Origin of the sequence: Chryseobacterium sp. PMSZPI (assembly GCF_002835665.1) — a bacterium.
Taxonomy (GTDB): Bacteria; Bacteroidota; Bacteroidia; order Flavobacteriales; family Weeksellaceae; genus Chryseobacterium.
The window spans coordinates 39,275-46,011 of sequence record NZ_PIZV01000010.1; the positions used below are offsets into that span (position 1 = coordinate 39,275).

The window sequence follows — 6,737 nt, forward strand, 5'->3', positions numbered from 1 at the left end:
ACAATATAACGGTTTAACTTATTGAAAGTTTGTTCTTATTTACGTTGAGATTCTTTCAGAAGAACAGATTTTGTGTTGTATTCTACAGAATTCTCAATCTGTTCGAATAAACAATGCCTGGAACAAAAAAGAGGTTCAACATAAAGTTAAACCTCTTTTTTTATCGGATTTCAGGAAGGAAATTATTTCACCTTCTTCGCTATATAATCACTTTCATTTCCTAATCGGTCAATAGCCTTAAGGGCCACCCCGCCTAGCTTTTTGCCATCTTTAAATTTAGGAATATCTTTTGACAGGCTGTCTAACGTCAAAATTTCTGTTTGCCATACTCCATTGTACTGTGTAAAAAGTACCCATTGGAAAACATCGGCTATATTTTTAGTACTCCAGCTTGCCTGTGCGAAACTTCCATTATCTGTAATGAACAAAGTAGGAGTTTGTAATGGCATGGCTTTTATCCAGGGAGATTTAGGCACTAATGCCTTTTCTTTATATGGCCCATTTTTCAAGGCAGGAAGCATATTTGGATTTTTTGTAAGTCCAGCAATACTCCAATGAACTTCTCCGGCATCGTTTTTCAGGATATTTCTTGAAATTTCAATCTGATTTTTAATTTCAGTTGGACGATCTGACACTTTAATTTCAACAGTATTCAGTCCCGGCCATAAGTGACGATTCATTGTATTTTCCGTCTTCCACCAGCTTAGCAGGGCTTCAAAACTCTGTCCTTTTGAGTCTATCGGCCAGTATAATTGGGGAGAAAAATAGTCTACCCATCCTTTATTTAACCATAATTTAGCATCTGCATACAATTCGTCATATTGTGAAGAACCAACAACTCCGGCAGGATATCCGGGTTTCCAGATTCCAAACGGGCTGATTCCGAATTTCACATAACTTTTTTCAGCATGAATTTCTTTATAAATACGTTCAACAAATTTATTAACGTTATCTCTTCTCCAATCAGCTCTGGACAAAGTTCCGCCACTGTTTACATAGGCATTCCAGGTTGCATGATCCGGAAAGTCTGCTCCTTTGTTATAGGTTGCATACGGATAAAAATAATCGTCAAAATGAACGGCATCGATATCATATCTTTTCACAATATCTTTTACAACATTGGAAACGTGGCCCTGCGTTTTTGGATTAGCCGGATCAAACCAATACATTCCATTCTTTAATCGGACAACAATATCAGATAGTTTATTAGCCATTGACAGATTGTTTACTGCACCGCCATTAGTATGATGAGCTCGGTAAGGGTTTAACCATACATGAAGTTCAATTCCTCTTTTATGAGATTCTTCAATCCAAAATTGTAAGGGATCATAATTAGGGTAAGGTGCGGTTCCTGTTTCTCCGGTTAAAAAGTAAGACCAAGGCTCGATATTACTTGTATATAGAGCATCTGCCGAAGGTCTGATCTGGAAGATTACAGCATTGAAATTATTATTTTTCAACATTTCAAGCATATTGATTACTTCTGCTTTCTGTTGTTCCACTGTCAGATCATTTCGTGAAGGCCAATTGATATTGGCTACACTGGCAACCCATGCGGCACGAAACTCTCTATTGATTTCCGGAAGATTAGTTCTAAAAACTTCATCTGTTGGGGTTCCTGTTGTAGGTTTCGTCACCACTACAGGTTCTTTTGGTTTTGTTGGATTTGTATTGGGTTTTGTTGTTGATGTTGTTGGATTTTTAGCCGGAGGAGTCTTTATCGTATTGTTCTGAACGGAACAAGAAGTACTATAGGAAGCTAAAACTCCTAATAAAAGGATAAGTTTTAATTTATTCATTTTCATAGCTGCAAAACTACTTTAAATTATATTTTACAATTTGGTTTATTCTATTGAAAAAATAAACATTTTTTTCAATGTATCAGAAAAAAAGCCTCGAAAAATCGAGGCTTTGATTTTATCTATCAGAATTTGATTACGCTTTTGCAGCTCTGTCAACTCTTTTTCTTTCTTCTTCAGAAAGGATTTTCTTTCTCATTCTGATGAAGTTTGGAGTTACCTCAATGGCTTCATCACCTTGGATATATTCCATACATTCTTCAAGAGAGAATAAGATTTTAGGAGCAACACCTGTATCTTTATCTTTTCCAGCTGCACGCATGTTGTTCAACTGTTTTGCTTCTACAATGTTTACTACCAGGTCTCCAGGTTTATTTTGTTCACCAATGATCATCCCTGCATAGATTTCCTCACCCGGATCAACGAAGAACTTACCTCTATCCTGTAGTTTGTTGATTGAATATTCTGTAGCCGGTCCTTGAGTTTTGCTGATCAATACTCCATTGTTTCTTCCAGGAATAGCTCCTTTGAAAGGCTTATATTCTGTGAAACGGTGTGCCATAATAGCTTCCCCTGCAGTAGCCGTTAACATCTGAGAACGTAATCCGATCAAACCTCTTGAAGGAATCTCGAATTCCATGTGCTGCATCTCCCCTTTTGTTTCCATAATGTGAAGATCTCCTTTTCTCTGAGTGGCCAAGTCGATTACTCTTGAAGCATATTCTTCAGGAACGTCAACAACTAAAGATTCATAAGGCTCACAGCTTACGCCATCAACTTCTCTTAAGATAACCTGTGGCTGACCGATAGTCATTTCATATCCTTCTCTTCTCATTGTTTCAATTAAAACAGATAAGTGAAGAATACCTCTACCAAAAACTAAGAACGTATTAGCGTCGTCAGTTTGTTGAACTCTTAAGGCAAGGTTTTTCTCTAATTCTTTTGTTAATCTCTCTTTCAAGTGATTAGACGTTACATATTTACCATCTTTACCGAAGAAAGGTGAATTGTTGATAGAGAACGTCATGTTCAACGTAGGCTCATCAATTGCTGTTCTTTCCAATGGCTCAGGGTTTTCAAGATCTACGAAAGAATCACCGATCTGGAATGCATCGAAACCTACTACAGCACAGATATCTCCTGCTTGTACTTCGGTTACTTTTTTCTTTCCTAATCCTTCGAAAACGTAAAGTTCTTTTACTTTTCCTTTTACTACTTTACCGTCTGCCTGAGCAAGACCGATCCATTGAGATTCTTTAATTTCACCTCTTGTTACTTTCCCGATTGCAATTCTTCCTAAGAAAGAAGAGTAATCAAGAGAAGTGATCTGCATTTGAAGGTTTCCTTCCGTTACAGTTGGAGCAGGAACATATTGTAAGATTCCATCTAATAATGGTAAAATATCTTCCGTTTGTTCTAATGAAGTGTTGAACCAACCTTGTTTAGAAGAACCGTAGAATGTTGGGAAATCCAATTGTTCTTCAGTAGCTTCCAGGTTGAAGAATAAATCAAATACCTGATCGTGAACTTCGTCCGGACGACAGTTTGGTTTATCTACTTTGTTGATCACAACTAATGGTCTTAAACCTAATTCTAAAGCTTTTTGAAGCACGAATCTTGTTTGTGGCATCGGTCCTTCGAACGCATCCACCAACAGAATAACTCCGTCAGCCATTTTTAATACTCTTTCTACTTCCCCACCGAAATCCGCGTGACCAGGAGTATCAATTACGTTAATTTTTGTGTCTTTATAAGTAACAGAAATATTCTTGGATAAGATTGTGATCCCTCTTTCTCTTTCAAGATCATTGTTATCCATAATTAATTCCCCACTCTCCTGATTTTCTCTGAAAATGTTGGTAGCGTGGATGATCTTGTCGACCAAAGTTGTTTTTCCGTGGTCAACGTGTGCGATAATCGCAATATTTCTAATGTTTTGCATATAGGATTTTTACGGGTGCAAAAATAGTGATTTTAAATGAATTAATTAAAAAGTTTATGCAATATTTAACAATTTCATAATGAGAATTTTAGATAATTCTACTTTATAATCATGGAAAAAAATTGTTGCGTCACGTTCTGGCGTTGCCCTGTTTTATCTTTGTTTTAGATAATCTTACAGGATTATACAATTCGTTATTAAATCTTTAAAAAACAAAAAAAATGACAAACAATTTAAATTTATTAAATACTGATGAATTTTTTCAATCATCTGACCCGACTTTGAATAAAGACGTTGTTACATTGATTGATAAATTTACTCAGGAAATTGTTAATTATATTAAAACTTCAACCTGGATTGATGGCACTCCAATGGATGACAGTAAAACAGATCAGGCTATCTATAGAAAAAAAAACTCTGAGTATTATGCCCGTGAAGTTATTTATAATGAAGATATTATCAATGTAAAGTGGTTTGGTGCAAAAGGCAATCTGGACGAAGGTGATGCAGGAGGAGATGATACTGCTTCTTTTATTAATGCTATCAAAGCCGGAGCTAAACTATTTCCTTCCAGACAGGACAGCAATTCAAAGTTTGGAGGTTTTACGCTGTATATTCCCAATGGAAAATATAAGTTAACTAAAACGTTGGAATTACCTCACAATACAACACTATTAGGTGAAAGTAAAAAAGGGGTAATTCTTCATCAACATGCCAATATTTCTGAAAATCTACTTCCGAGGGCAAACGTTACCAATATTACCGGAACGAGTGGTAACAATGTTCTCATGTCTGAATCTATTGTTATCAGAAATATTACGTTTTCCCAAGGGGGAATTGTATTGCAGGGCGCTTATGATTCAATTATTGACGATGTTACTGTGACCAGGCTCCTCGGAGATGCTACTGACGCTTACGATAACAAATCCAGCACAGGATTAAGCATAAAATTAGCTGTAAATCTTAAAATTTCAAACTTCAAAGTTTTCGGATCGAATGGAATTGGTATTCTTTATGAAGATTCCGCGGGTAGTGGGCCAAGCACAACGGTAACTTTTAGAAATATCTGGTTAAGCAATTGTGAAACAGGGATGCTAATCAATGGATTATTAACTGATTCTCACGGCATTCAAACCACATGGATCCAAAATTCAATCTTTGAATACAATAAAACCGGTGTGGAAATAAAAGGCATAACTCAGAATCTGTCGCTCAGGGATATTCATTTTGAACAAAACAAGAATTATGCATTGCTAGCCTCTGAAAGTGCATCTTTTTCGTTAGATAATATCTGGGCTGATGGATCATTAATAAATAATAATAAATTTCTGATAAAGTATACATCAAACTTAACTGCCGATAATATTGTTCATTTAAAAAATCTCTTTATTAAGTCTGACTTTTTAATTGAAGATCAATATAAAGGTCAAATATACGTAGATGGACTGGTTAATAATTTAAAATATTATGACCAGAATATCAGGATTTATAAAACCTTTGATGATATCGGAAATATTAATAAAAGACCTTTTTCTCCTATTGCTGGCTATCATTTTTACAATACCTCAAACAGCAAACCTGAATTTTTTGATGGTGGATCTTGGAGAAATGCAGACGGGATGAATGCGGACATCAAAAGATCAGGAACTACAGCAGCAAGACCTACAGGCAGCCTGGATCCCGGGTTCAGATATTTTGACTTAGATTTGGGAATTCCTGTTTACTGGAAGGGAACGCAATGGGTGAAAGCAGATGGAGCACCGGTATAATAACAACAGTCCTTATCAAATTGATAAGGATTTTATTTTAAACCAACAGATAAGAATAATTTGAAGTCCGATAATTTTCCAAACTTCAGCAATAAATAACGTATTTGAAACATATGCATTCCTTTTTATCAATGCCTTATCAATCGGTATAGCAACACAAGATCTATTAAAACCACCAGGATAAATTTGACAAGAAATGATTTCTTGGAAACCTTATGATTAAAGGTAATCATTCCAAAAGCTGCTCCCATAATTCCTCCTATGAGTGAAAGTCCCAAAAGCATATTTTCTGATATTCTCCATCTGTTTTTTTTCGCTTGCAGTTTATCGAATCCAAAAACTCCGAATGTAATAAGATTGGCAATCAGCAGAAAAAGGGTCATCTTCAATTAATTTGCAGCAAAAATAGAGTTAAATTTGGATATGTAAAAAGGCAGTTGGAAATATTTATAACACTGAAGCTCTTTAAACTTTTATATTGATTATTTTTAACCACTAAGGTTTAACCACTTAAGTTTTTTAGAGCCAGGCATTATGCATAATAAGGACACTTAAGCTTTGTGAAAATCAAAGATTTTCACCTTATGTAGATTTTTCTAAGGAATTGTTTTAACCAAGCTTACTAAAGGGTTTAAAAATGAAAGCTTCTGCGTTTATAAAGTTTAAACAATTACACTATCAAAATAAGTTTTTTAATTTTGTCCTCATAAAAAAATCAATGACAGTACACGATCTGGCAGGCACTTATTCTATTGAAGGAAGTAATCAGGAAGAATCTGCCCAAGTTTCTTACCGCGGCATATTAATTTTATCTGTTGATGAAAACAATCGTATTATTGCTCAATGGGTTATTGGTGATCACATCCAAAATGGAACAGGATTTTATAAAGACCATATTTTAGTCATCAACTTCAACTATGAAGGTGACGATCATAAACTCTATAAGGGTGTTGCTGTATACCGTTGTCTCAATAAAGATATCCTGGATGGGTTTTGGTCTGAAAAACATGGCAATCCTTTGTATCTGGGAAGTGAGTATTGTGTACGTATTCAGAATTCCCGGATTTTAAATTGATTTTCAGTAACAAATTATTCCAAAAAAAATAAAAAAGCTGCCTTAATTGAGGGCAGCTTCTATTATTTCAAAAGTTGTCTCGTCCTAATATAGCGTTACACAAAAAAAAGTAATGTTATGGAATCATTTAAAAATCAGTATGTAAAACGGAG

At 35.2% G+C, this 6,737-nt stretch carries 5 protein-coding genes; 2 read left to right on the top strand and 3 right to left on the bottom strand.

The genetic code is table 11. The features are described 5' to 3' along the window. Positions 1 to 182 precede the first annotated feature (182 nt). Both CW752_RS02855 and typA read right to left on the bottom strand, forming a co-directional pair. On the bottom strand, positions 183 to 1,805 hold the full coding sequence (locus CW752_RS02855) for a glycoside hydrolase family 10 protein (protein ID WP_101238286.1): 1,623 nt from the start codon (positions 1,803 to 1,805) through the stop codon (positions 183 to 185). 130 nt (positions 1,806 to 1,935) lie between these two features. After that, complete coding sequence (gene typA, locus CW752_RS02860; protein ID WP_101238287.1) at positions 1,936 to 3,741, bottom strand: translational GTPase TypA; 1,806 nt, start codon at positions 3,739 to 3,741, stop codon at positions 1,936 to 1,938. Between the two features lie 221 nt (positions 3,742 to 3,962). On the opposite strand from typA, the gene CW752_RS02865 reads away from it, so the two are divergent. Beyond that, positions 3,963 to 5,510 (top strand): glycosyl hydrolase family 28-related protein, encoded by a 1,548-nt coding sequence (locus CW752_RS02865; protein WP_101238288.1) that lies wholly within the window; start codon positions 3,963 to 3,965, stop codon positions 5,508 to 5,510. 128 nt (positions 5,511 to 5,638) lie between these two features. Here the strand turns inward: CW752_RS02865 and CW752_RS02870 are convergent, their stop codons facing one another. Then, the gene (locus CW752_RS02870) at positions 5,639 to 5,893 is read right to left on the bottom strand and encodes a DUF1294 domain-containing protein (protein WP_101238289.1); all 255 of its coding nucleotides are present in this window, start codon (positions 5,891 to 5,893) and stop codon (positions 5,639 to 5,641) included. A gap of 335 nt (positions 5,894 to 6,228) precedes the next feature. On the opposite strand from CW752_RS02870, the gene CW752_RS02875 reads away from it, so the two are divergent. Beyond that, entirely contained in the window at positions 6,229 to 6,585 is a 357-nt protein-coding gene (locus CW752_RS02875) for a hypothetical protein (protein WP_101238290.1), read from the top strand. Positions 6,586 to 6,737: the final 152 nt, after the last annotated feature.